General features: G+C 73.0%; 27 protein-coding genes. 12 read left to right on the top strand and 15 right to left on the bottom strand.

Features of this window, described 5'->3' with window-relative positions:
* Window positions 1-85: 85 nt before the first annotated feature.
* Window positions 86-1,363 carry a DUF885 domain-containing protein gene (locus ACLE50_RS19955; RefSeq protein WP_410945120.1) on the bottom strand — a complete coding sequence of 426 codons (1,278 nt, stop codon included), beginning with the start codon at window positions 1,361-1,363 and terminating at the stop codon, window positions 86-88.
* A 319-nt stretch (window positions 1,364-1,682) separates the two neighbouring features.
* Between ACLE50_RS19955 and ACLE50_RS19950 the strand changes: the two genes are divergently transcribed.
* Window positions 1,683-2,072 carry a hypothetical protein gene (locus tag ACLE50_RS19950; protein WP_410945119.1) on the top strand — a complete coding sequence of 130 codons (390 nt, stop codon included), beginning with the start codon at window positions 1,683-1,685 and terminating at the stop codon, window positions 2,070-2,072.
* Window positions 2,073-2,947: 875 nt separating this feature from the next.
* Window positions 2,948-3,316, top strand: coding sequence for a hypothetical protein (locus tag ACLE50_RS19945; protein ID WP_410945118.1), 369 nt, complete (start codon window positions 2,948-2,950; stop codon window positions 3,314-3,316).
* A gap of 133 nt (window positions 3,317-3,449) precedes the next feature.
* Here the strand turns inward: ACLE50_RS19945 and ACLE50_RS19940 are convergent, their stop codons facing one another.
* Window positions 3,450-4,214: an isoprenyl transferase gene (locus tag ACLE50_RS19940; protein ID WP_410945257.1), complete on the bottom strand. Its 765-nt coding sequence runs from the start codon at window positions 4,212-4,214 to the stop codon at window positions 3,450-3,452.
* 140 nt (window positions 4,215-4,354) lie between these two features.
* Between ACLE50_RS19940 and trhA the strand changes: the two genes are divergently transcribed.
* On the top strand, window positions 4,355-4,981 hold the full coding sequence (gene trhA / locus ACLE50_RS19935; protein ID WP_410945256.1) for a PAQR family membrane homeostasis protein TrhA: 627 nt from the start codon (window positions 4,355-4,357) through the stop codon (window positions 4,979-4,981).
* A gap of 7 nt (window positions 4,982-4,988) precedes the next feature.
* On the opposite strand, the gene ACLE50_RS19930 is transcribed toward trhA, so the two are convergent.
* The 4 genes from ACLE50_RS19930 to mca all read right to left on the bottom strand — a co-directional run bounded on the left by ACLE50_RS19930 (window position 4,989) and on the right by mca (window position 9,034).
* On the bottom strand, window positions 4,989-5,555 hold the full coding sequence (locus ACLE50_RS19930; RefSeq protein ID WP_410945117.1) for a hypothetical protein: 567 nt from the start codon (window positions 5,553-5,555) through the stop codon (window positions 4,989-4,991).
* A 59-nt stretch (window positions 5,556-5,614) separates the two neighbouring features.
* Window positions 5,615-7,678 (bottom strand): thioredoxin domain-containing protein, encoded by a 2,064-nt coding sequence (locus ACLE50_RS19925; RefSeq protein ID WP_410945116.1) that lies wholly within the window; start codon window positions 7,676-7,678, stop codon window positions 5,615-5,617.
* A gap of 34 nt (window positions 7,679-7,712) precedes the next feature.
* Entirely contained in the window at window positions 7,713-7,985 is a 273-nt protein-coding gene (locus ACLE50_RS19920; protein ID WP_410945115.1) for a hypothetical protein, read from the bottom strand.
* 95 nt (window positions 7,986-8,080) lie between these two features.
* On the bottom strand, window positions 8,081-9,034 hold the full coding sequence (gene mca / locus ACLE50_RS19915; protein ID WP_410945114.1) for a mycothiol conjugate amidase Mca: 954 nt from the start codon (window positions 9,032-9,034) through the stop codon (window positions 8,081-8,083).
* 431 nt (window positions 9,035-9,465) lie between these two features.
* Here mca and greA point away from each other — a divergent pair, with 431 nt between their 5' ends.
* Window positions 9,466-9,954 carry a transcription elongation factor GreA gene (gene greA / locus ACLE50_RS19910; RefSeq protein ID WP_410945113.1) on the top strand — a complete coding sequence of 163 codons (489 nt, stop codon included), beginning with the start codon at window positions 9,466-9,468 and terminating at the stop codon, window positions 9,952-9,954.
* 97 nt (window positions 9,955-10,051) lie between these two features.
* On the opposite strand, the gene ilvA is transcribed toward greA, so the two are convergent.
* Window positions 10,052-11,302, bottom strand: a complete 1,251-nt coding sequence (gene ilvA, locus ACLE50_RS19905; RefSeq protein WP_410945112.1) for a threonine ammonia-lyase — start codon at window positions 11,300-11,302, stop codon at window positions 10,052-10,054.
* A gap of 84 nt (window positions 11,303-11,386) precedes the next feature.
* On the opposite strand from ilvA, the gene ACLE50_RS19900 reads away from it, so the two are divergent.
* Window positions 11,387-11,611 (top strand): hypothetical protein, encoded by a 225-nt coding sequence (locus ACLE50_RS19900; protein WP_410945111.1) that lies wholly within the window; start codon window positions 11,387-11,389, stop codon window positions 11,609-11,611.
* Between the two features lie 31 nt (window positions 11,612-11,642).
* On the opposite strand, the gene ACLE50_RS19895 is transcribed toward ACLE50_RS19900, so the two are convergent.
* The gene (locus ACLE50_RS19895; protein ID WP_410945110.1) at window positions 11,643-12,788 is read right to left on the bottom strand and encodes a cystathionine gamma-synthase; all 1,146 of its coding nucleotides are present in this window, start codon (window positions 12,786-12,788) and stop codon (window positions 11,643-11,645) included.
* Window positions 12,789-12,889: 101 nt separating this feature from the next.
* The gene (locus ACLE50_RS19890; protein WP_410945109.1) at window positions 12,890-14,257 is read right to left on the bottom strand and encodes a cystathionine beta-synthase; all 1,368 of its coding nucleotides are present in this window, start codon (window positions 14,255-14,257) and stop codon (window positions 12,890-12,892) included.
* Between the two features lie 143 nt (window positions 14,258-14,400).
* Here ACLE50_RS19890 and ACLE50_RS19885 point away from each other — a divergent pair, with 143 nt between their 5' ends.
* The gene (locus ACLE50_RS19885) at window positions 14,401-15,621 is read left to right on the top strand and encodes an acetyl-CoA C-acetyltransferase (protein WP_410945108.1); all 1,221 of its coding nucleotides are present in this window, start codon (window positions 14,401-14,403) and stop codon (window positions 15,619-15,621) included.
* A gap of 132 nt (window positions 15,622-15,753) precedes the next feature.
* On the top strand, window positions 15,754-16,179 hold the full coding sequence (locus ACLE50_RS19880) for a DUF2267 domain-containing protein (RefSeq protein ID WP_410945255.1): 426 nt from the start codon (window positions 15,754-15,756) through the stop codon (window positions 16,177-16,179).
* A gap of 185 nt (window positions 16,180-16,364) precedes the next feature.
* Here the strand turns inward: ACLE50_RS19880 and ACLE50_RS19875 are convergent, their stop codons facing one another.
* On the bottom strand, window positions 16,365-17,186 hold the full coding sequence (locus tag ACLE50_RS19875) for a Bax inhibitor-1/YccA family protein (RefSeq protein ID WP_410945107.1): 822 nt from the start codon (window positions 17,184-17,186) through the stop codon (window positions 16,365-16,367).
* 125 nt (window positions 17,187-17,311) lie between these two features.
* On the bottom strand, window positions 17,312-17,674 hold the full coding sequence (locus ACLE50_RS19870; protein ID WP_410945106.1) for a hypothetical protein: 363 nt from the start codon (window positions 17,672-17,674) through the stop codon (window positions 17,312-17,314).
* A gap of 178 nt (window positions 17,675-17,852) precedes the next feature.
* Between ACLE50_RS19870 and ACLE50_RS19865 the strand changes: the two genes are divergently transcribed.
* Window positions 17,853-18,086, top strand: a complete 234-nt coding sequence (locus ACLE50_RS19865) for a hypothetical protein (protein WP_410945105.1) — start codon at window positions 17,853-17,855, stop codon at window positions 18,084-18,086.
* 5 nt (window positions 18,087-18,091) lie between these two features.
* Here ACLE50_RS19865 and ACLE50_RS19860 read toward each other — a convergent pair whose 3' ends face one another.
* Window positions 18,092-18,340: a hypothetical protein gene (locus ACLE50_RS19860; RefSeq protein WP_410945104.1), complete on the bottom strand. Its 249-nt coding sequence runs from the start codon at window positions 18,338-18,340 to the stop codon at window positions 18,092-18,094.
* A 242-nt stretch (window positions 18,341-18,582) separates the two neighbouring features.
* On the opposite strand from ACLE50_RS19860, the gene ACLE50_RS19855 reads away from it, so the two are divergent.
* Window positions 18,583-18,804: a DUF397 domain-containing protein gene (locus ACLE50_RS19855; protein WP_410945103.1), complete on the top strand. Its 222-nt coding sequence runs from the start codon at window positions 18,583-18,585 to the stop codon at window positions 18,802-18,804.
* 33 nt (window positions 18,805-18,837) lie between these two features.
* Here ACLE50_RS19855 and ACLE50_RS19850 read toward each other — a convergent pair whose 3' ends face one another.
* A complete protein-coding gene (locus tag ACLE50_RS19850) occupies window positions 18,838-19,893 on the bottom strand; it encodes an NAD(P)H-dependent flavin oxidoreductase (RefSeq protein ID WP_410945102.1) in 1,056 nt (351 codons plus the stop codon).
* Window positions 19,894-19,973: 80 nt separating this feature from the next.
* Here ACLE50_RS19850 and prcB point away from each other — a divergent pair, with 80 nt between their 5' ends.
* Window positions 19,974-20,765, top strand: coding sequence for a proteasome subunit beta (gene prcB, locus ACLE50_RS19845; RefSeq protein ID WP_410945101.1), 792 nt, complete (start codon window positions 19,974-19,976; stop codon window positions 20,763-20,765).
* A 9-nt stretch (window positions 20,766-20,774) separates the two neighbouring features.
* On the opposite strand, the gene ACLE50_RS19840 is transcribed toward prcB, so the two are convergent.
* Window positions 20,775-21,341, bottom strand: a complete 567-nt coding sequence (locus ACLE50_RS19840) for a GrpB family protein (RefSeq protein WP_410945100.1) — start codon at window positions 21,339-21,341, stop codon at window positions 20,775-20,777.
* Window positions 21,342-21,373: 32 nt separating this feature from the next.
* Window positions 21,374-21,592 (bottom strand): hypothetical protein, encoded by a 219-nt coding sequence (locus ACLE50_RS19835; protein WP_410945099.1) that lies wholly within the window; start codon window positions 21,590-21,592, stop codon window positions 21,374-21,376.
* Window positions 21,593-21,677: 85 nt separating this feature from the next.
* On the opposite strand from ACLE50_RS19835, the gene ACLE50_RS19830 reads away from it, so the two are divergent.
* Together ACLE50_RS19830 and ACLE50_RS19825 are read left to right on the top strand one after the other, a co-directional pair.
* Entirely contained in the window at window positions 21,678-22,247 is a 570-nt protein-coding gene (locus tag ACLE50_RS19830) for a TetR/AcrR family transcriptional regulator (protein WP_410945098.1), read from the top strand.
* A gap of 276 nt (window positions 22,248-22,523) precedes the next feature.
* A partial coding sequence (locus ACLE50_RS19825) for a hypothetical protein (RefSeq protein ID WP_410945097.1) occupies window positions 22,524-22,745 on the top strand: 222 nt, incomplete at its 3' end.

The raw sequence follows: 22,745 nt of genomic DNA, 5'->3' as shown, positions 1-22,745 counted from the left end.
CGTCGGAGGTCGTTCCCGTGACCCGGTCGGCGGGCGCCCGTTCGGCGCAGCCGGGCGGGACCGGCCGGAGCATCGGCGGCAGGGTTCAGAACGCCGCGGCCCGCGCCGCGTCACCACCGTCGGTCACCGGGGCGGCGAGGTCCGCGGGCAGGACCGGGCGGTCGAACAGGGCACGCAGCCCGGCCGCCGGGCCGTCCGGGTGGCGCTGCAGCCAGGACCGGACGAGTGGCTCGCCCTCGGCGTAGGTGGCGGGGTAGCCGCGCCAGCGCGGCCGTTCGAGGAACCCGAGGATCCGGCGCGCGTGCGCGTCGGTGACGAGCAGCCACCGGCGCAGGTGGGCGAGGACCTCGTCCGGGCCGGCGCCGTGGACGTGCCGCAGGACCGCCGCGTCGAGCCGGACCCGGGTGAGCGGTCGCTGCGCCTCGAGCACGGCCTCGGCCAGCTCGCCGTCGCACCGGACGCCGACGCCGGCCAGCACCTCCTCGGCGAGCGCGCCCCAGCCGGGGACGAGGAGCAGCGCGGCCTCGGCCGCGCCCTCGGCCAGGGTGGCCTGCGGTCCGTGCACCAGCCGCAGGGCCATCTCGGGGTAGCGGGCGGACGCGGCGTCGGCCAGGCAGGCCTGCACGTGGTGGCCCGGATGGATCTCGTGTGCGAGCAGCGGCAGCAGCTGACCGGCGCGCAGCCCGGCGTCGCCGTCGATCCGCACCGTGCTGCGGAACCCGCCGCGGTAGCGGGTGAGCGCCGTCCACGGCCGGTCGGTCACCAGCTCGACGTCGGCCTGCGCGATACGCGGCAGCCCGACGGCCTCGGCGGTGCGTCTGCGGAGCTCGCGGCTCAGCGCCTCGACGGCGGGCCCGAGCCGGTCGGGGTCGACGACCTCACCGGCGGCGTACGTGCGCATGCGGTCGGCCAGCGGGCCCCGCCCGGGCAGCACGAGGTCGAGCCGGTGGTGCGCCGCGCGGTACACCTCCGGGTCGCCGGGCCGGGGATCGACGCCGTAGTGGTCCCGGACCTCCGCGGTCCAGTCGTCGGTGATCCGGTCGCCGGCGGCCCGGTCGCCGGCGGGGGCAGCGGGGCGCCTCCGGCGGAAGCGGCCCGGTGCCGCGGTGCCCGCACCGGCCGCGCGCAGAGCCGTGCGGCGCAGTGCGACCAGCTGGGCGTCGAGCCAGCGGGCACGGGCCGGGGCGAGCCCGGCCCCGGGGAGCTCGCGGCGCAACCGGTCGGCCTCGGCGACGGGGTCGGCGGCCGGACGCCCGCTCCCCGGACCGGGGCCGGGCAGCGGCCCGTCGAGCACCCCTCCGAGGTCTCGGTCGAGACACGACGCGAGCGAGATCGTCGCCTTCAGCAGGCTCTCGGAGGACACTGATGCGACAGTAGGCCGCTGCTGCGCCGGGAGCACCTGCGACGCGGCCTGCGTCCGGACGCGTCCGTTCGAGTGGCCCCCTCCACGTTCTGTCACCGATCTCTGGTGTAACCGGTAGTACCCCCACCCACACAATTGCCCGATCCGGCGAATAACCTCGCCGAAAGTAATAGTTCGACGACTTCGGCAGTACAGTTTGTTTCGGGGAGGTCAGGGGGTATAGATTGGCCCCCAGTCGGCGCGGGCTCCCCACTGTCATCGCGTCGGCAGGCGTGAGGCCGGCTCCAGCCGGACTCAAGACCGAAACAGGAGAATTACTGTGCTGAAGAAGGCTGGAATCGTGGTCGCGGCCTCCGCCGCCTCGCTGCTCGCCGTCAGCCCCCTCGCCTTCGCCGGCGACGGCGGGCACGACCACCACGGCCACGGCGGCAACTCCGTCGTGCAGAAGGGCAACATCGACAAGAGCGCCAAGGGCATCATCGCCGGCGCCAACGGCAACAACGTCAACGTGCCGATCCAGGCCTGCAACAACACCGTCCCGGTGAACGTCCTGGGCGTGCAGGTCCCGGTCCAGGACGCGTCGGCCCTCAACGGCATCACCGGCGCCCTGGGTCTCGCGGGCGAGGCCAAGGCCAAGTCCGGCGACTCGACGACCGACCAGTCCCGCAACTGCGGCCAGGTCTCGGGCTCGGGCGACAAGAACGGCTGATCGACTCCGATCAGAGGAGAAGCCCCGGGGCGCATGCCCCGGGGCTTTTTCGCGCGTTCACCACACCGTTTATTTCCATATCCACAACAGTTTCCCGGCACGCATTCAGGGATCCGCACCCGTTTCTCGATTCGGCGTCGATCCGACATGGGGCTACCGTTTCCGGGGTTCGTGACGCCCCGAATACGGCCAGCGGGACGAGAAGTGCCGCCATCACCCGCTCAGCCCATTCCGTCGTCACCCGGCAGGGGTGATCCGGGCCCCGGAAACCGCACGACCCCGCCGCCGTCACCCGGCTCGGCGACCGTCGGCATCCCCGACGGGGCGACCCCCGGCCGGGCCCGCGGCGCCGACGGAGAGCACCTCCGGCGCCGCGATCCCCCGCAGGCCCGCCTCGCAGCGGCGTGCGTTCCACCCGTCCGAGACGCGCATCCCGGCGTCCTGCCCCGGCTTCTTGACACCCCGGCACCCGGGAAGACGTCACCCGCCGGGCAGCCGGAGACCCCGGGGGCGAGCCGTGTACACGACCGAGCCGGACTCGACGCGACCGGAGCGCCGCCCGGGTGCAGCCGGGCACTGCTGCTCGGCGTAGTCACCATCCGTCCGGACCGGCCTCAGCACTCCCCCGGACGCCGTAACGCCGACACGCCCGGCCGAGCGTCACGACTCATCTCCCCGTGCGGACGAATCCCCTGGTACACGAACGGTCCAGCAACCTTTGCAAGTCGATACGCAGGGTCAGATTGTGGACGCTCTGTGCGTCCGTTAGATTGACGCCCAGTCGGCGCGGGCTCCCCCGGTTCGAGCGTCGACAGGTTACAGAGCGTGCGCACGGCAGATCCTTGCGCAGCTCCGGACTCAACAGGAGACGAACTGTGCTGAAGAAGGCTGGAATCGTGGCCGCGGCCGGTGCCGCGTCGCTCGTCGCAGTCAGCCCGCTGGCGTTCGCCGGCGAGGGCAACGACCAGACCGCGTCGCACCACGGCCACGGCAAGGACCAGACGGCGGACAACGCCTCCGGCAACGTGGCGCAGAACAACAGCCACGGCCTGGTCAACGTGGCCGACAACAACGTTCAGGTTTCCCCGCAGCTGCTGTGCGGCAACCAGATCGCCGGCAACGACGTCGTCAAGGGCGCGCTGGGCCTGCTCAAGGGCAAGGCCAAGAACGAGTCGGACAACAACTCGTCCAACACCGCGTCGTGCACGAACGCGCCGAGCACCGGCGAGACGTTCAACCAGTAGGACCTGCACGGCACGCGCTCCCCGTCGCGTGCGGTGACGAGAGCCCCGGGATCGACGATCCCGGGGCTCTTCTCGTTGTCGGGGAGGGTCCGAGCCCGGCGACGCGTTCACGCAGCGTCGCCGAGCGGGTCACTCAGGTGCCGTAGCGCCGGTGCCGTGCCGCGAAGTCACGCAGCGCACGCAGGAAGTCGACCCGGCGGAACTCCGGCCAGTACGCCTCGCAGAAGTAGAACTCCGAGTGCGCCGACTGCCAGAGCAGGAACCCGGACAACCGCTGCTCACCGCTGGTCCGGATGATGAGGTCCGGATCCGGCTGTCCGGACGTGTAGAGGTGCTCGGCGATGTGCGCGACGTCGAGCCCCTCCGCGAGCTCCTCGATCGTCCGGCCCGCCTCCGCCTGGCTCAGCAGCATCTTCCGGACGGCGTCCGCGATCTCCTGCCGCCCGCCGTAGCCGACTGCGACGTTCAGCTGCAGGCCGCTGCGGTCCGTGGTCCGCGCGGCCGCTGCGGCCAGCCGTTCCGCGAGCGACGGCGGCAGCAGCTCCATCGCCCCGACGACCCGGACCCGCCACGGGGTGTCCGGCCCGGAGAGGTCGTCGACCACCCCGCCGATGATGTCGAGCAGTGCCGACAGCTCTGCCGGGGAGCGGGTGTCGAGGTTGTCGGTGGACAGCAGGAACACCGTCACCACCTCGACGCCGGCCTCGGAGCACCAGCCCAGCATCTCCGCGATCTTCGCCGCGCCCGCCCGGTGCCCCTCGGCGGGATCGTCGATCCCGGCCTCGCGTGCCCAGCGACGGTTGCCGTCGAGGATCAGTGCGACGTGCTTGGGGCTCTCGGCCCCGACGAGCTGGCGGAGGATCCGGCGCTCGTACACCGAGTAGAGCAGGTCTCGAATCGCCACGACGACGAGCGTAGACCCGACCCGTCGCGGCTGTGGCGGTCGTCCGCCTCGCGGGACGCGCGTGGCGGACGACCCGTAGCGTCGTGGGCGTGTCCCCGCCGACCACCGCACCGTCCGTGCCGGTCAAGCCGAGCATGCGCGGGAAGCTGCACCTCTGGAGCCTCGTCGCGTCGGTCTTCGCCTGTGCCGCACTGATCAGTGTCGCCGGGGCCCTGGTCGGCGCCGGTGCCGCGGCCGCGGTCGCGGTGTACTCGGCGACGACGTTCGGCCTGTTCGGCGTGAGCGCGCTCTACCACCTGCGGCACTGGAGCGACCCCGCCCACCGCGTCCTGATGAAGCGCCTCGACCACTCGATGATCTTCATGTTCATCGCGGGGACCTACACACCGGTCTCGGCGCTCGCGCTCCCCGCGGCGACGGCGACCTGGGTGCTCACGGTCGTCTGGGTCGGTGCGCTGGCCGGCGTCGCACTGAAGCTGGCGTGGCCGACGGCGCCGTCCTGGCTCGGCGTGCCGATCTACGTCGCGCTCGGCTGGGTCGCGGTGTTCGTGTTCCCGGCGCTGGCCTCCGGCGGCGGGGTCGCCGCGCTGGTACTGCTCATCGTCGGCGGCGTCCTCTACACCGCGGGTGGTGTCGTCTACGCGCTGCGCCGTCCGAACCCGTGGCCTGCCACGTTCGGCTACCACGAGATCTTCCACGCGGCGACGGTGCTGGCCTGGGCCTGCCACCACGTCGCGATCTGGCTGGTGCTGCTGCGCTGAGCCCCGGTCAGGCGCTCGGCCCCTGCGAGCGCAGGTCCTCGACCCGCGCCATCGCCGAGCGCAGCTCGGCCAGCCACTCGTCGGCGTGCTCACCGACCAGGCGGACCGACCAGCTCAGCGCGTCGGAGCGGGAGCGGGCGACGCCGGCGTCGACCAGGGTGTCCAGCACGATCCGCTCGCGCTGGCGCAGCCGGGTCATGACCGGCACCGAGATCGTCGTGAACAGCTCGCTGGTGTCACCGAGGCGCACGCCCCAGGCGACCTTGCGCTGGTACCGGCTCTCCGCCTGACGGGCGATCTCGATCCGCCGTTCGCGGGTCTCCTCGCGGAATCGCGCGATCCGGCCCGCCTCCTCCGCGGCGCGGTCGGCGCGTCCGGCGTCGGTGTCGGGGTGCTCGGTGCCGAGACCCGGCAGCTCCCCGACGACGACGATCTCGTCGCGGTCGCAGGTCACCTCCGGGGCGCCGGTGAACCAGCCCTCCGGCAACCGGCCTGCGAACCAGGCCCCCGCGTCCTCTGCCGCGGGCAGGTCCGCCTGCTGCCAGCCGCCCCGTGCTCGTCCTCGTGCGCTCATGCCGCCACCTCCATCAGGTGATTACAGCATTACACGACTGCACCGGGAGTGCCACCGGGTCAGTTCCGCAGCAGCTCCGCCAGGTCCTCCGGGGTCGTGACCGGGACGTCGCAGACCGGTCCGCGGCAGACGTAGGCGGCGGGCTCCCCCGCGACGGTGCCGCGCCCGGCCAGCAGCGGGATCCCCGGCGCGTCCGGCTCCCCGGCCACGACGACCGCGCCGCCGGGGGCGTCCCGGCGTGCCCGCTCGAGCAGCGCGACCCCGGGCGACGACCGGTCGCCGGAGCCGAGCTCGTCCGGCGTCCCGTCACCCTCCACCGCGACTGCGACCTGCACCGGCCCGTCGACCAGCGCCTCGGCCGCGGACAGCCAGTGCCCGAGGAACCGCGGGGCCCGCGGCACGAGCGTCCCGATCGCCCGCAGCGCCCGCTCCGCCGCGCCCCGGTAGGCCGCGGCGCGCTCCTCCCCCGCCAGTACCGACGCCGCGACCAAGGCCCCGACCAGCGCGGACGTCCCGCACGGCGACGCGTTGTCGGTCAGCTCGCGCGGCCGGTGCGGCAGCTCGCCGTCACCGTCGGCGACCTCCTCGGCGGTGTCCAGGTAGACGTCCGGGCGCCCCGGGGCGGCGAACCGCTCGCAGGTGTCGTCCAGCAGCTCCAGCGCGACCGCGAGCCGCTCCGGGTCACCGGTGGCCTGGTGCAGCGCGAGCAGGGCCTCGACCAGCAGCGCGTGGTCCTCCAGGACGCCCTCGGCGGTACCGACCACCCCGCCCCGCGACGACCGCCGCAGCCGGCCGTCGACCCGGTGCAGCCCGAGCAGCAGGTCGGTGATCTCCGATGCCGCACCCACCCAGTCCGGGCGGTCCAGCGCGGCCCCGGCCTCGGCGAGCGCGACGACGGCGAGCGCGTTCCACGCGGTCACGACCTTGTCGTCGCGCGCCGGCTGCGGGCGCTCGTCGCGCGCGGTGAGCAGAGCCGCGCGCACCCGCTCCCAGCGGTCCGGGTCGTCGGGGTCGCGGGGCAGCTGCAGCGTCGATGCGCCGTCCTCGAACGTCCCGGAGTCGGTGACGCACAACAGCTCCGCGGCCCAGGTGCCGTCGTCCTCGCCGAGGACGGCGCGCAACTGGTCCGGGGTCCAGACGTAGGTGAGCCCCTCGACGCCGTCGGTGTCCGCGTCGAGCGCCGAGGCCAGGCCGCCCTCGGGGGTGCGCAGGTCGCGCAGCAGGAACCCGGCGGTGGCGTCGGTGACCTCACGCGGCAGCGGGGTCCCGGTGCGCCGCGCGAGGTGGGCGTAGGCGCGCAGCAGCAGCGCGTTGTCGTAGAGCATCTTCTCGAAGTGCGGCACGACCCAGGCCTCGTCGACCGAGTAGCGGGCGAACCCGCCGGCGAGCCGGTCGTAGAGGCCGCCGCGAACCATCGCCTCGGCGGTGCCGGACACCAGCCGCGCCGACTCGGCCGAGCCGGTGCGCTCGTGATGGCGCAGCAGGAACTCCAGCACCATCGACGGCGGGAACTTCGGCGCCCCGCCGAACCCTCCGTTGACCTGGTCGTACTCCGCGGCGAGCACCTCGACGGCGTCGTCCAGGCTCTGCTCACCCACCGCGAGCGGCTCGGGGTCGGTGGCTGCCTGCTCGGCGAGCTCGGCGGCGACCCGGGCCGCAGCGGCGCGGACCCGCTCGCCGTCCTGCGCCCAGGCGGCGGACACGGCGTCGAGCAGCTGGCGGAACGACGGCAGCCCGTGTGCCGGCTGCGGCGGGTAGTAGGTGCCGCACTGGAACGGCTCGCCGTCCGGGGTGAGGAAGCAGGTCATCGGCCAGCCGCCCTGCCCGGTCATGGCCTGGGTGGCGGCCATGTAGACGGCGTCGACGTCCGGACGCTCCTCGCGGTCGACCTTGACCGCCACGAACCCCCGGTTCACGACGGCGGCCACGGCCGGGTCCTCGAACGACTCGTGGGCCATCACGTGGCACCAGTGGCAGGCGGCGTAGCCGACCGACAGCAGGACCGGCACGTCCCGGCGGCGGGCCTCGGCGAACGCCTCGGCCGACCACGGCCGCCAGTCGACCGGGTTGTCGGCGTGCTGGAGCAGGTACGGGCTGGTGGAGCTGGCGAGCCGGTTCGGCATGCGCGCCACCCTGTCAGACGCCCGCGGACCGGGCTCAGGACCCGGCGGGCCCCTCGGTCCGGTCCCGCCCCGGCTCGGCCCCCGCATCGGCCCCGGCGGTCTCCTCCGGGTCGTCGAACGACTCCGGCAGCCGCTTGAGCCGCTTGGACATCGACACGACCAGGAACACCGTGACCAGCAGCAGGATCAGCACGACGACGAGCCCGACCGGCGAGGAGTTCCCGAACTCGGGCAGCTGCCCGGGCGGGGGCGCCGGGTCCTGCGCGGGAACGAGCGCGAGCACTCCGGCGGCCGCCGTACCGGTCATGGCTCCGAGCACCGCCGACCGCCTCCGAACTGGGTGACATGGGGGGAGCAGGGCCGTGCCCGGCTCTGCTCACCCAGGCTACCGGCCCTCCCGACTCACCCCGCGCGGCGCCGGGCCTGCTCCTGGGCGGACTCCTGGGCGGACTCGGCGTCGAACGGGATGCCGGCGAACAGGTCGTCCTCCGGGATGGTCGTCTCGACCAGCGACTCGACCAACTCGTAGTCCTCGGTCGGCCACACCCGCGCCTGCACCTCGAGCGGGGTGAAGAAGAACCGGCTGTCCGGGTCGATCTGGGTGGCATGGGCACGCAGCGCGTCGTCGCGGCGGCCGAACCAGTCCGCGCACGGGACCTTGGTGGTCACCCGGTCCTCGGGGTCCGGACGGCCGGACTCACGCCACTTCTGCAGCCACTCGGCGTAGGGCGACTCCTGCCCCGCCTCCAGCGCGGCCCGGTGGAACGCGTCGAGCCGGGCCAGCGAGAAGCCGTGGCCGTAGTACAGCTTCAGCGGCTGCCACGGCGCCCCGGCCTCGGGGAAGAGCGCCGGGTCGCCCGCCGCCTTCCAGGCCGCCATCGACACGACGTGGGTGCGGATGTGGTCCGGGTGCGGGTAGCCGCCGTTCTCGTCGTAGGTGACGATCACGTGCGGGCGGAACTCGCGGATGACGCGGACCAGCGCCTCGGTCTGCTCCTCGACGTCGCCGAGGGCGAAACAGCCCTCCGGCAGCGGCGGCAGCGGGTCCCCCTCGGGCAGCCCGGAGTCGACGAACCCGAGCCAGACGTGCTGCACCCCGAGGATCTCCGCCGCCTTCGCCATCTCCGCGTTGCGCACCGACGTCATGTTCTCCAGGACGTCCGGGCGCTCCATGGCGGGGTTGAGGATGCTGCCGCGCTCGCCGCCGGTGCACGTCACGACCATGACCTCGTGGCCCTCGTCGACGTAACGCGCGGTGGTGGCCGCCCCCTTCGACGACTCGTCGTCGGGGTGGGCGTGCACCGTCATCAGCCGCGGGCGCTCGCCGGGGGCGAGGACGGGTTCGGTCGGGCTCATCGGGTCGGTTCCTCCGTGGTCACCGTGGTGCTCACCTGTGGTCTGCGGTCGTCGCCGATCCTGGCAGAGGGGACCGACAGCCACCGCCGACCGCCGGTGCAACGCCGTGCGCGCCCGGTCTGTTCCGACCGGCCGGACCGCGGCACGCCCGGTGCTTCCCGACACCCCGGAACTTTCCCTCGCCGCACGGTGGAACCCATCACCACCTGCGAAAACCCGCATACGGGGAACTCCGGCGGCGCCTCGTCCGTTCGACGAACGGCTGCGACGAACGGCGCTCACCGTGTTAGAGTGATCCGCACACGACCCGCCACACGGGTCGTGTTTTTCCTTACTCGGGGCGTGCCGTCCGGCGGCCGAACCCCGCGAGCCCACCGGTGCCTGCGCACGCGGTGCGGACGCGCCCTGTTTTCCTGAAGGAGTTGATGACGGTGACGGACACCCAGGCGACCTGGCTGACCCAGGAGGCCTTCGACCGGCTGAAGTCGGAGCTGGACGGGTTGATCGAGAACCGGCCCGTCATCGCCGCCGAGATCAACGCCCGCCGCGAGGAGGGCGACCTCAAGGAGAACGGCGGCTACCACGCGGCCCGCGAGGAGCAGGGCCAGCAGGAGGCCCGGATCCGCCAGCTCCAGGAGCTGCTGCGCACCGCGGAGGTCGGCACCGCGCCGACCAGCTCGGACGAGGCGACCCCCGGCACCATCCTCGAGATCAAGTACGAGGACGACGAGGACACCGAGCGCGTGCTGCTCGGCTCCCGCGAGGAGGGCAGCCACGGCGACCTGCAGGTCGTCTCGCCGAACTCCCCGCTCGGTGCGGCGCTGCTGGGCGCCAAGCCCGGCGACACCCGTGAGTACCAGCTGCCCGACGGCGGCAACATGAGCGTCACGCTGGTCAAGGTCGAGGCCTTCCCCGGCTGACGCCACTCACCCCGCGTCGGGGCCCGGCCGGACTCCGGCCGGGCCCCGACGTGTGTCACGGGTGGTTGGTCACCGGCTCACGCCTCTGTTCACCGGCTCACGCCTCGCGTCCCGGCGGCACCGAGACCGTGTGCCCGGCCCGGCGCAGGCCGGCGACGATCGCGTCCCGGTGCTCGGGACCGCGGGTCTCCAGGCTCAGCTCGACGTCGACCTCCCCGACCGGTAGCGCCCCGCCGATCCGCGAGTGCGCGACGTCGGTCACGTTGGCGCCCAGCGACCCGACGAGAGCGAGCAGCTCGGCCAGCGATCCCGGCCGGTCCGCGATCGGCACGTGCAGCGTCAGGTAGCGCGACGACGCGACCAGCCCGTGCCGGACCACCTGCAGCAGCACCAGCGGGTCGACGTTGCCGCCGGACAGCACCGGCACGATCGGCCCGCTCCAGCGCCCGGGGTGGTCCAGCAGCGCCGCCACCGGTGCCGCGCCGGCGGGCTCCACCAGGAGCTTCGCCCGTTCCAGGCAGTGCAGCAACGCTCCGGACAGCGCGTCCTCGTCGACCGTCACGAACTCGTCGACCAGGCCCGCGACCTGCGGGAAGGTGACCTCACCCGGGCGCCCGACGGCGATGCCGTCGGCCATCGTACGCATCGCCCCCGCCGGGATCGGCTCGCCGGCCGCCAGCGACGCGGGCCACGCGGCGGCCCCGGCGGCCTGCACCCCGACGATCCGCACCCCGGGCCGGTGCGCACGCAGCACGGCCGCGACGCCGCCCAGCAGCCCGCCGCCGCCCGCCGAGATCAGGACGGTGCCGACGTCGGGGACCTGCTCGAGGATCTCCAGGCCGACCGTGCCCTGCCCGGCGACGACATCGGGGTGGTCGAAGGGGTGCACCAGCACCGCCCCGGTCTCCTCGGACGCGGCGGTGGCGGCCACGACGGCGTCGTCGACGGTCTGACCGCCGAGGACGACCTCGGCGCCGTAGCCGCGGGTCGCGTCGACCTTGGGCAGTGCGGCGCGCTCGGGCATGAACACGGTCGCGCGGACGCCGAGGAGCTGGGCGGCCAGCGCGACGCCCTGGGCGTGGTTCCCGGCACTCGCCGCAACGACGCCGCGGGCACGTTCCTCGTCGGTGAGCCGGGCGATCCGGGTGTAGGCGCCACGGATCTTGAAGGACCCGGTGCGCTGCAGGTTCTCGCACTTGAGGTGGACCGGGGTGCCGGCCAGCTCGGACAGGGCACGGGCGCCGGCGATGGGCGTCGTGCGGACGACACCGGTCAGCAGCTCGCGCGCGGTGGCGACGTCGGCTGCGGTGACCGGAGGGGTGACGGGTGCGCTCGGTGGGGCGGCCATTCCGGCAGTCTTGCACCGCTGCGGGTACTGTCGCGGACGTCTCACCGGGCGTGGTCGCCCGGTGACCGTGGAGGGACCCACCGCATGACCCGGATGCGCACCACTGCGCCCCTGCTGCTGGCCGCCGGCCTGGCCGCGCTGGCCGTGGCGACCGTGCGTGATGCGGGCTGCGCCGATCCGGGTCACTACGTGCCTCGCGCCGACGGCAGCTGGTCGCTGGTCGGGGGCTGCGTGGCCCCCGGTGACCTCGTCGTCCCGCCCCCTCCCCCGCCGGCCCCGGCCCCGGCCCCGCTGCAGTCGCGCAGCTGAGCCGGAGCCCGGCGGTCCGTTCGGGGCCGGGTCAGCCCAGCGTGTCGAGCGCGGCGCGCAGGTCCTCGATCAGGTCCTCGGCGTCCTCGATGCCGACCGAGAGCCGCACCAGGTTGTCCGGCACCTCGAGCATCGAGCCCGCCGTCGACGCGTGCGTCATCTGGCCGGGGTGCTCGATCAGCGACTCGATGCCGCCGAGCGACTCGGCCAGGGTGAACAGCTGCGTGTTCGAGCAGACCTGCAGGGCCGCGTCGCGCCCGCCTGCGGTCTGGAAGGAGACCATGCCGCCGAAGCGGCGCATCTGCTTGGCCGCGACCTCGTGGCCGGGGTGGTCGGGCAGGCCCGGGTAGAGCACCTTCTCCACGGCCGGGTGCCCGGCCAGCATCTCCGCGACGCGCTCGGCGTTGTCGCAGTGCCGCTCCATGCGCACCGCGAGGGTCTTGACCCCACGCAGCGTCAGCCACGCGTCGAACGGGCCGGGGACCGAGCCGGTGGAGTTCTGCGCGAACGACAGGGCCGCGGCCAGGTCGTCGTCGTTGGTCACGATCGCGCCGCCGACGACGTCGGAGTGCCCGCCGACGTACTTGGTCGTGGAGTGCACGACGACGTCGGCACCCAGCGCCAGCGGGGTCTGCAGGTAGGGCGAGGCGAACGTGTTGTCGACGACGAGCGACGCGCCGGCGTCGCGTGCCACCCCGGCGAGGGCGGCGATGTCGGCGATACCGAGCAGCGGGTTGGTCGGCGTCTCGGTCCACACGACCTTGGTCTCCGGCCGGATCGCCGCGCGCAGCGCCTCGACATCGGACAGGTCGACCGGGGTGTGCTCGACACCCCAGCCGGACAGCACCTTGTCGATCAGGCGGAACGTGCCGCCGTAGGCGTCGTGCGGGATGACGATGTGGTCGCCCGGCTTGAGCAGCACCCGCAGCAGCGTGTCGGTGGCGCCCATCCCGGAGCCGAACGCGCGGGCGTGCCTGCCGTCCTCCAGCGCGGCCAGGCACTCCTGCAGCGTGGTCCGGGTCGGGTTGGCACTGCGGGAGTACTCGTACCCGCCGCGGGTGCCGCCGACGCCGTCCTGGGCGTAGGTCGAGCTGGTGTGGATCGACGTGGTGACCGCACCCGTGATCGGGTCCGGCTCCTGGCCTGCGTGGATCGCGCGCGTGGAGAAGCCCTGCATGTGCGCCGAGACTACTCCGGGCGGAGCAACGGCCCCGACCTGCACGGGGGCTTCTCGGCGAGCGTCCGGCGAACTGCGCCCAGCGCGGTCCGGCCGGTCGCTCAGTTGCCGCCGAGGAACGCGATGACGTCCGACCGGGTGACGACGCCTGCGGGCTTGCCGTCGATCAGCACCAGCGCGGCGTCGGCATTCGCGAACGCGCCCATCGCGTCCTGCAGCGACTCCCCCGCTCCGAGCGTGGGCAGCGGCGGCGACATGTGGTTCTCCAGCTTGTCGGCGAGCTGCGCGCGGCCGGTGAACAGCGCGTCGAGCAGATCCCGCTCGACGACCGACCCGGCCACCTCCGCAGCCATGACCGGCGGCTCGGCCTTCACGACCGGCATCTGGGAGACGCCGAACTCGCGCAGGTAGAGCGCCGCGTCGGCGACGGTCTCGTTGGGGTGGGCATGCACCAGGTCCGGGATCGAACCGTCCTTGCGGCGCAGCACGTCGCCGATGGTGGCGCCCTCGGACGGCGGGAGGAAGCCGTAGCTGGCCATCCACGCGTCGTTGAAGACCTTGCCGAGGTAGCCGCGGCCGCCGTCGGGCAGCAGGACGACCACCACCGCGTCGGCGGGCAGCTTCTCCGCGACACGCAGCGCGGCGACGGTCGCCATGCCGCAGGACCCGCCGACCAGCAGCGCCTCCTCGCGGGCCAGGCGCCGGGTCATGTCGAACGAGTCGGCGTCGGAGACGGGGACGATCTCGTCGCAGATGTCGCGGTCGTAGGTGGTCGGCCAGAAGTCCTCGCCGACGCCCTCGACCAGGTACGGGCGCCCGGAACCGCCGGAGTACACCGAGCCCTCGGGGTCCGCGCCGATGATCTGCACGGCGCCGTTCGAGACCTCCTTGAGGTAGCGGCCGATGCCCGAGATGGTGCCGCCGGTGCCGATGCCCGCGACGAAGTGTGTGATCTTCCCGTCGGTCTGCTCCCAGATCTCCGGGCCGGTCGAGTGGTAGTGCGACTCGGGGTTCGACGGGTTGGCGTACTGGTTGGGCTTCCAGGCGCCGTCGATCTCGGTGACCAGCCGGTCCGAGGTCCGGTAGTAGGAGTCGGGGTGCTCGGGGTCGACCGCGGTCGGGCAGACGACGACCTCGGCGCCGTAGGCCTTGAGCACGTTGCGCTTGTCCTCGCCGACCTTGTCCGGGCAGACGAACACACAGTGGTAGCCCTTGCGCTGGGCCACCATCGCCAGTCCGACGCCGGTGTTGCCCGAGGTCGGCTCGACGATCGTCCCGCCCGGCTTCAGCTCGCCAGAGGCCTCGGCGGCCTCGACCATGCGCAGCGCGATGCGGTCCTTCACCGACCCGCCGGGGTTCAGGTACTCCACCTTGGCGAGGACGGGGGCGGCGATCCCCTCGGAGACAGTCCCGAGCCGGACGAGCGGGGTGTCCCCGACCAGGTCGACGACGTGTTCGGCGTAGCGCATGAGTGCATCCTTCCAGGGGCGTGGGTGCCTCCGCGTCGCGGAACCCCGATCAGGTGGGCGACGCCGGTCACGAGCGAGCGCGCCTCCGGTTACCGGTGAGTAGAGTCCGGGACCGAAGACACCCTGCGACGGAGGAGGACGTCATGCCCGAAGCCGTGATCGTCGCCGCGGCCCGATCCCCGATCGGCCGCGCGAACAAGGGCTCCCTGGCGGGGATGCGCCCGGACGACCTGACCGTCCAGATGGTGCGGGCCGCGCTGGACCAGGTCCCCGGCCTCGACCCGGCCGAGATCGAGGACCTCGTGCTCGGCTGTGGCCTGCCCGGGGGTGAGCAGGGCAGCAACATGGCCCGCCGGGTGGCCGTCCAGCTCGGGTTCGACACGCTGCCCGGCACCACGATCACGCGCTACTGCGCCTCGTCGGTGCAGACGACCCGGATGGCGCTGCACGCGATCAAGGCCGGTGAGGGCGACGTCTTCGTCTCCGCCGGCGTCGAGACCGTGTCCCGGTTCGCCAAGGGCACCTCGGACTCGTGGCCGGACACGCACAACCCGCTGTTCGCCGACGCCGAGGCCCGCACCGCCGAGGTCGCGGAGAAGGGCTCGGACACCTGGACCGACCCGCGGGAGCAGAACCTGCTGCCGGACGCCTACATCGCGATGGGCCAGACGGCGGAGAACCTCGCCCGCTACAAGGACGTGTCCCGCGAGGACATGGACCGGTTCGCGGTGCGCTCGCAGAACCGCGCCGAGCAGGCCATCGCCGACGGCTTCTTCGCCCAAGAGATCACCCCGGTGACGCTGCCCGACGGCACTGTCGTCTCCACCGACGACGGCCCCCGCGCCGGCACCACATACGACAAGCTCGCCGAGCTCAAGCCGGTGTTCCGCCCGGACGGCCGGGTCACCGCCGGCAACGCCTGCCCGCTCAACGACGGTGCCGCCGCACTGATCATCATGTCGGACACGAAGGCCGAGGCGCTGGGTCTCACCCCGCTCGCCCGGATCGTCTCCACCGGCGTCAGCGGCCTGTCCCCGGAGATCATGGGCTACGGCCCGGTCGAGTCGTCCCGGCAGGCGCTGACCCGCGCCGGCCTCACGATCGACGACATCGACCTCGTCGAGATCAACGAGGCGTTCGCCGCGCAGGTCCTGCCGTCGGCGCGGGACCTGGGCATCGACGAGGAGAAGCTGAACGTGCACGGCGGCGCGATCGCGCTCGGCCACCCGTTCGGCATGACCGGTGCCCGCATCACGACGACGCTGCTCAACGGGCTGCGCTCCACCGGTGGCCGCTACGGCCTGGAGACGATGTGCGTCGGCGGCGGGCAGGGCATGGCGATGGTGCTGGAGCGCCTGTCCTGACCCTCCGTCCGTCCACACCACGGGCCGGTCCGCGTACGACGCGGGCCGGCCCGTGGTGTGTGCGGGTTTCGCAGGCCGGACGGGTGGTAGTGGCCCCGGCAGACACGCACGTCCCGCCGAAGGAGGCACACCATCACCACCGCGAACGATCCGCACCCCGCCGACTCCACCCGCACGCTGCAGGCGTTCGTCGACCAGGTCCGCCGCGCCGCGGGCGTCGGCACCGAGTCCGAGGCCGAGACGCTGTCCCGGGCCACGTTCCGTCAGCTCGGTGAGCTGATCAGCGCCGGCGAGACGCAGAAGCTCGCGAACTCGCTGCCGAAGGAGCTGGCCACCGAGCTGGTGGCGACGCCGTCGACGTCGCAGGCCCGCAAGGTCGACCGGCTGACCTTCGTCGACGCCGTCACCGCGTCGACCGGGGACTCCGACATCGAGACCGCCGACGCCCGGGTGGACGCCGTGCTCGGCACGCTCGCGTCCTGGACGCCCGGGTCCGAGCTCGACGACCTGGCCCAGCAGCTGCCCGACGACCTGGCCCGGTCGCTCCGGACGAGCTGAGCCGGTCGGTACCGGCCCCACACGACGCCGGCCGGTACGGGGCCGGCCGGTACGGGGCCCCACAACACCACCCCGGACACGACGACGCCGCGGACACCGGCTGGTGTCCGCGGCGCGCGCGGGACCGGAGGGGGCGAATCCGGCGCCGCTCCCCGGCCGGGATCGGCCGGGCGTCGGGGAGGTCCTCAGTCCTGTCTGAGCAGGCTCAGCAGCCGGAGGATCTCGATGTAGAGCCAGACGATCGTCGTCATGAGGCCGAAGGCGATGTACCAGGAGTACTTCACCGGGACGCCGGCCCGTACCGCCTTGTCCGCGGCATCGAAGTCGAGCAGCAGGCTGAACGCCGCCACACCGATCACGACCAGGCCGAAGACGATGCCCAGCGGCCCCTCCCGAAGCCCGAGTCCACCCGTGGTGAAGAACCCGGCGACGAGGTTGGCCAGCATCAGGACGACGACGCCGATCATGGCGCCCATCAGCCACTTGGTGAACCGCGGCGTGACCTTGACGGCGCCGGTCTTGTAGACGACGAGCATGCCGAAGAAGACGCCGGCCGTACCGATCAACGCCTGGAAGGCGATGCCCGGGTACATGCGGTTCAGCGGCGCCGTGATCCCTCCGAGCGCGATGCCCATCGCGATCGAGTAGGTGAGGGTCAGCGGCGCACTGGGCTTCTGCTTGAAGATGACGATCAACGAGACGACGAGCCCGACGATGAACGCCGGGATCGCCAGCAGCATGCCGATCTGGCCGAGCATGACGGTTCCGACGCCGGCGGCCAGCGCGAGAACCGCGCTGATCACCGTCTTCTGGACGATGTCGTCGATCGTGATCGGCCGGTCGCTGCTCTTGCCCGCCTGCTGCGGGTCGACGTAGGACGACTGGGAACCGGCGTAGGCAGTGGTTCCGCCCATCATGCCGCCGCCCGAGCCGCCACCGAAACCGGCGTAGCCGCCGCCCTGCTGGGTGGGCAGGTTGCGGAACGCCGGGTTGCTCGTGGAGCGCACCTGGATCCTCCTCGCGGAACGTGTGGGCCCGTCCGGACGGGCCTCGCACCTCTTCAACGCCGTCCGGGCCCCAGAGGTTCCCGGCGGTAAAACAAAGTTTACCGATACCCGGGACGCGTGCCGGATCAGTGCCGCGGCGGCCCGACCCGTGGGAACCCGCGCGTCGGCGTCGGCGCCTCGACCAGGGCGGCGTCGATCGGGGCGGCATCGATCGGGGCGGCGTCGATCGGGGCGTGGACGTCGGTCTCCCGGACGTCCGGGCCGGGCTCCGGCACGACGGGGATGTCCGGCGTCGTCGTGTCGTGCCGCGGCTCGTCGGCCAGCGGGGCGTTGCCGCGCAGCTCCGAACGGATGAGCGACGGCCACCGGACGACGGAGTCGACCGCCGTCGCCGCGGCCTTGCGACCGGGCGGGCTCACCAGCGCGGCGACCACCGCGACCAGCACGATCACCAGGGTCACGATGCCGCCGGGACTCGGCGCGAACATGGGCGTACCTCCTCCTGCCCGGGTCCGGCGGGGGCATTCCGGACCCGGGTGACCAACGAGCGGGTCACGCTCCGGTCACGCCGTGTGCCGGGCGGGTCGACGCCCGCGGGGCTAGGGTCCGGCGTCACCGGCGGAGGTCTCCGCCGGCCCGCACGTCGACCACGGAGGTGACCCGCACATGTGGGCACTGCTGTCCCGGAACCTGCGCGTCTGGCTGCTGCTGGCGATCGGTGCGCCGATCCTGGCGTGGCTGCTGGGCAAGCTCGGTGACGCGATCGAGGGCAGGCGCGGCCCGAACGCGTTCTCGAAGACGCTGCACGCCGGGCGGCGCTTCCTGGAGCGCCGGACGAAGGGCCCGATGCGGCGGCACGACCGCCACGACCGGCACGATTACGACCAGCTGGCACGCTGACGACGTCAGGCCGGCTGCCCCCGTCGACGGCCGCGCAGCCCGCGCCGTCGACGCTTGCGGTCCTCGCCGGTGTCGTCGCGCTCGAGCGCGGCGGCCCGGGTGGCGCACCGTTCGCAGGGTACCCCGCTGCGCTCCTCGACGAGCGGCACCGGGGTCACAAGGTGCCCGCAGAGTGCCTCGTAGCGGCCGGAGCGGGTGGCCCGGTCCGAGCACATCTCGGAGTCGGGCACCTGATGGGCGCGACTGTCGGTCACCGACGTCATCGTGAGGAGTTCGGCGGCAGGTGCGCTGGGTCCCGCTCCGTTCAGCACGGCAGCACCCGTCCGTACGTGTGCCCGTACGTCGACCGGCGCATCAGCGGGACTCCTCGTGGTCGCAGCTGTTGCCATCGTCACCGACGAACGCCGCAATAGCAAGATCCACTTCTGAATCGACCGCTACTCTCCGCACTCGATCATGCAGGTCGGGGCGTGTTCACGACCACGGGAGGCCGAGCGTGACCCATCCCAACGGGACCCCCGCAGGCGAGCTCGGCGACGTGACCTGGCGGCGGCCCGCCGAGGGCTCGCAGGGCCTGGAGTTCGCCGTCCTCGACGACGGCCAGGTCGCCGTCCGCAACGCCACCGACCCGGACGGGCCGGTGCTCGTCTACACCGCCGCGGAGATCGCGGCGTTCGTCGACGGGGCCCGCAAGGGCGAGTTCGACGACATGGTCTGAGCGCGTCAGGGCACGCGCGTCAGGGCCCGCGCGTCAGGACAGCAGCCCGGCCGCGTCCGCCCACAGCGACCCGACGATCTCCCCGGCCGGCGCCCGCCGCGACCGCGCCGCGGCCTGCCCGGCCCAGTGGTTGACCCGGTCCACCGCGCCGGGTTCGCCCGCGCGGTAGCGGGCCACCAGGCGTCGCTGCTCGGGGTAGCGGGCGGGAGCCGGCGCGTCCGGCGACGCCCAGGCCCGGATGTAGCCGGTCGGGACCGCGCGGGCGAGCCGCCCGGTATAGGCGCGGGTGGTGACGGTGTCCTCCGGCGCGAGGCCGTCGAGGGCGGCGGCCCAGTCGTCGTCGATACCGGTCTCGGGGGCGCGCAGCAGCGCGGTGCCGACCTGCACCGCGCTCGCGCCGAGGGTGAGCGCGGCGGCCAGTGCGCGGCCGTCGGCGATCGCCCCGGCGGCGACGACCGGGACCGACAGCGCGTCAGCCAGCCTCGGGACCAGCGCGAACAGCCCGACGGCGGTGCGCTCGGCCGCGTCCGGGTCGCTCGTGCCGCGGTGTCCCCCGGCCTCCATCCCCTGCGCGACGACGGCGTCGGCGCCGGCCTCCTGTGCCGCCAGCGCCTCGTCGAGGGTGGTGGCGCAGGCGAACCAGGCGATGCCCGCGTCGTGCAGCGCCCGCACCTGCTCCGGGGCGAACACCCCCATGATCGACGACGCGACGGTGGGCCTGGCCGCGATCACGGCCTCGACCTGCTCCTCGAACACCGGGCCGGGCCCCGGCGGCGGGGCCGCGCGGCCACCGAGCGAGTCCAGGAACGCCTGCGCCGCAGCGGTGTCGGTGTCGCCGGGCGCGTCGGGGATCCAGAGGTTGAGCTGGAACGGTGCGTCGTCACCGGCGAGCCCGCGGAACCGCGCGGCCCAGTCCGCGATGCGTTCCGGGCTGTCGTTCACCGCGCCGGACGCGCCCATTCCTCCAGCCCCGGCGACGGCGGCCGCCAGCTCCGGCGGGCACGCGCCCGCCATCGGCGCCTCCAGCACCGGCACGCCCAGCCCGTACCGCTCGCAGAACCGCTCCGCCCGCTCCCGTGCGCTCGTCACGGTGACCGAGTGTGCCCCTCGGCGATGATCGTCGCTCCGGGGCTGGACCGGGGACGCCGGTCGGGGAAGGATCGGCTGCGATGACCGGCTCCTCGTTCCTCGACCAGCTGCGCGCGCACGCCCCGGAGCATCTGCCTTCGGCGTTGCAGCGTGACCCCGCCGCGCGCGTCCCCGCGGACCTGCAGACCCCGCACGGGACGACGATCGTGGCCCTGACCTGGGCCGACGGGGTCCTGCTCGCCGGTGACCGGCGGGCGACCTCGGGCAACCTGATCGCCCAGAAGGACCTGGTGAAGGTCCTCGTGCTGGACCGGACGTCGGCGGCCGGGTTCGCCGGGTCGGTCGGGCACGCACTGCTGATGCTCGAGCTGTTCCGCGCCGAGATCGAGCAGTACGAGAAGATCGAGGGCGCCCCGATCAGCCAGGAGGGCAAGATCCGCCGGCTGTCGTCGGTGGTGCAGGAGAACCTGCCTGCCGCGATGGCCGGGTTCGTCGCGCTGCCGATCTACGTCGGCTACGACGCGACCCGCACCGACCCCGCCCGGATCGTCACCTACGACCCCAGCGGCAGCGTCGCCCGCGACCACCAGGGCTACCGCAGCATCGGGTCCGGCTCGGACTTCGCCGAGTCGTCGCTGAAGAAGCGGCACTCCCCCGACGTCGACCGCGCAGGCGCGATCTCGCTGGCCGTCAACGCGCTGTGGGACGCCGCCGACGACGACACCGCCACAGCGGGCCCCGACCTCACCCGAATGATCTTCCCGAACATCATCACGGTGACCGCCGAGGGTGCGCTCGAGGTACCCGAGGACGAGATCCGCACCGCGACCGAGCAGATGCTGGCCGAGCGGGCAATCCGTCCGGGCGGCTGAGCCCGCGCGCTACTCCTCCGGCCGGGGCGGCCCGCCGGCGCGGGCGATGATCTCGTCGACGACGGAGTTCTTGGCGTCGGCGTAGAGGTTCATGTCGGCCCACTCGCGCCCGGCCAGCGACCGCTTCTGCGCCTCGTACCGCTCGCGCTCGTCCGGGTGACTGCGCAGCCGGTCCCGGAACGCGAGGTAGCGGGCGACCTCGACGCTGTCGTCGGCGTAGCAGTGCAGATTGACACCGAGATCGCGGACGGCGCCCCGCAGGCACCGGTGGCCGTCCTCGCGAACACGCAGGTCCCAGCCGTCGGCGAGCAGGTCGTCGAGGTAGGCGGGTTCGTCGTCGGGGTCGTCCAGCCCGACGACGACGTCGATCACCGGCTTCGCCGCCAGCCCCGGTACCGCGGTGGAGCCGATGTGCTCGATCCGGCGGGCGCGGTCCCCCAGCGCAGTGCGCAGGCGGGCGGCGACCTCGGCGTAGGCGTCCGGCCAGGTGGGGTCCGGTTCGGCCAGCTCGACGACGACCGGGCGCAGCCCGTGGATCAGCTTCTCCGCCAGTTCCTGCTCGCGTGGGGTGCGCACGGGCCCGATTCTGCTCTGCTCACCTCTACGCATCACCCCGTTCTGCGGCGCTGCACCTCCAGCCCGGCGATCGCCGCCACGGCCAGAACCAGCACGATCACCGGCCCGAGCCACGGCAGCGACGGCTGCCCGCCGAGCAGCGCACCCCAGATCGAGCCGATCCGGCCGGTGAACACGAGCTGCCCCAGCGGGATCAGCCCCAGCGTCACCGCGATCAGCCCGGCCAGCCCCTGCAACCCCTCACGTCCCATGGTCTTCCCCTCGTTGACGATGCGAGTGCATTGCAACAGGGGTTCGCCGCTCGTGTCAATGCGATCGCATTGCTACAGTGGCGGTGTGCCCCGCACCGTGGACTCCGACGCGCGTCGTGCCGAGATCGCCGATGCAGCACTCACCCTGGTCGCCCGCTCCGGCGTCGAGGCCGTGTCACTGCGCGCGGTCGCAGCCGAGGCCGGGGTGTCGATGGGCCGGGTGCAGCACTGGTTCCCCGGCAAGGACGCGCTGCTGCTGCATGCGCTGGAGCGGTCGCACCGGCGGATGGAGCAGCGGATCGAGGCACGCGCCGGCGCCGCCGGCGGGAGCGAGCGCGACGTGCTCGCGACGATTCTCGACGAGCTGCTCGGCGAGCATCCCGAGACCCGCGACGCGATCCGGATCCACGCCGCGTTCGCCACCCGCGAGGTCGACGAGCGCACCCGCGCGATCCTCACCGACGGCGACGACGAGATCCGCGCACTGACCCGGGCCGTCGTCGCCGACGCCGGATCGGCCGACCCGGACACCGACGCCGACGCGCTGCTGGCCCTGACGTCGGGACTGAGTCACGACGTCGTCCTGAACGGGGCCCCGGTGGCACGCGCCCGAAGAACTCTGATCGCGATGCTGGACCGCCTCGCCCCGCCGTAACCACCCGCCACACCTGTTGATCAGCACGGAACTATCGCCGGAACCGCAGAATCGCGCAGACGATCAACGCCCTCCCTGTCGATCAGCACAGCGACGCAGTGCGCACTGCAGAATCGTTCCGCTCGACAGGCGGCAGGTCGATCGACGGAGACCCGGACCCACCGGTCGAATGATCTGGCTGCGGAACAGCGACATATCCGGGCCGCCATCGCCGAATGGTCGGAAATATGCGCCCGACAACAGTTGATCAAACACCTGTTCGAGTAGAATGGAGCCATGCCCAGCGACCGGCTTCGTGATGCCTACCGCCTCCTTGTCGAGGCGGTGGATGCGCTCGATGCTGCCGCCGGAGCCGATGCCGATGATGCGGATCTGCTGTCGTCGCTGCCGATGGCCGAGGGCGTGGTGCGCCGGCTGGACCGGTGCACGGTGGCGGTCACGGCGGAGCTGGAGCGGCGGGGGGCGTTCGTCGAGCGCGGTTACAAGAATGCCGATTCC

It is taken from the genome of Pseudonocardia phyllosphaerae, assembly GCF_046546475.1.
GTDB classification, from domain to species: domain Bacteria; phylum Actinomycetota; class Actinomycetes; order Mycobacteriales; family Pseudonocardiaceae; genus Pseudonocardia; species Pseudonocardia phyllosphaerae.
The sequence above is the reverse complement of the archived record's forward strand: the minus strand, read 5'-3'. Positions and strand labels throughout refer to the sequence as shown.